The following is a 1,247-nucleotide window of genomic DNA, read 5'->3' as shown; positions in this document are numbered from 1 at the left end:
GGCTTCCTTAAAGTACCCTTCTTTCGCCGCATCTACTGAGTGGGATGTACTGGCGGACCTCCATGTAGCTTTTCACCAAGTAGGCCCGGTTTTCAGTCGTAAATGTTCGTCTGCCTACTCGTTGTTAGCTGCAGACTGGCAGCCCTGGAGGGAGACGGAGCAGTCAAAGTACAGAATTGCGTGAATACAGCAGCCGATGTACTTTGTTTGTATGGAGACGCTCACTCAGGCACCTGTGCTGGCCCGGTTCGGCTATGCGGTGTCAGACCCTACCCGCGCCCGGATTCTTCTGGCACTCTCGGGTACCCCGTCATATCCCTCGGATCTGGCCGATTCGTTGGGGGTGTCGAGGCAAAGCATGTCCAATCATCTGACGTGTCTGCGCGGCTGTGGGCTGGTGGTGGCGGTCCCTGATGGGCGGCGGAGCCGGTATGAGCTGGCCGACGCGAGGCTCGGACATGCCATCAAAGACCTGATCGCTGTCGTCCTCGCAGTCGATCCGGCCTGCTGCGCCCCGGACGGGACGTGCCTGGTATGAGCGCGGTCCTCGAAGCTCCTGCGCCGGAGCGCCGGCTTGTCCTGATGCGTCGCATCCGCCTGTTCGCGGCCGCGACCATCACCTATAACGTCATCGAGGCGGTTGTCGCACTCTGGGCCGGAGGGGCTGCTGACTCGTCGGCGCTGATTGGCTTCGGCCTCGATTCGATCATCGAGGTTACCTCGGCTCTTGCCTTGTCCTGGCAGTTCTCCGCCAAGGACCCGGAGCGGCGTGAGCACCTGACGTTGCGGATCATTGCCATCTCCTTCTTCGCCCTTGCCGCGTTCGTGGCCGTGGACGCTGTCCGCTCACTGACCGGGGCGGGAGAGGCCCAACATTCAACGCCGGGCATCGTTATCGCTGCGTTGAGTTTGGCGATCATGCCGGTGCTGTCGTGGGCTCAGCGCCGCGCCGGGCGGGAGCTCGGCTCCCGGACCGCAGTCGCCGACTCCAAGCAGACTCTGCTCTGCACCTACCTCTCCGCCGTCCTGCTGATAGGCCTGGTTCTGAACAGCACCCTGGGCTGGTGGTGGGCCGATGCCGGTGCGGCACTGGTCATCGCCGGGATCGCCGTCCGGGAAGGCATCAACGCCTGGAAAGGCGAGGCTTGCTGCGCCATTCCGCACGCCGATCGCCACGCCGACGAAGAAGACGACTGCTGCACGCCCACCGATAAGACCCCAGCAGCATCCGCTCCGGCAATCATCGA

Annotated in this window: 2 protein-coding genes; both read left to right on the top strand. The window is 63.2% G+C overall.

What is annotated here, in order from left to right; translation table 11 throughout:
• Positions 1-211 precede the first annotated feature (211 nt).
• Positions 212-538, top strand: a complete 327-nt coding sequence (locus HP499_RS24390) for a helix-turn-helix transcriptional regulator (RefSeq protein WP_172326594.1) — start codon at positions 212-214, stop codon at positions 536-538.
• Positions 535-1,247: cation diffusion facilitator family transporter (locus HP499_RS24385; RefSeq protein ID WP_253951782.1), on the top strand; the 713-nt coding region annotated here is incomplete at its 3' end. The genes HP499_RS24390 and HP499_RS24385, both read left to right, overlap by 4 nt.

It is taken from the genome of Paenarthrobacter sp. CM16, assembly GCF_013179505.1.
In the GTDB taxonomy this organism is placed as follows: domain Bacteria; phylum Actinomycetota; class Actinomycetes; order Actinomycetales; family Micrococcaceae; genus Arthrobacter.
The sequence above is the reverse complement of the archived record's forward strand: the minus strand, read 5'-3'. Positions and strand labels throughout refer to the sequence as shown.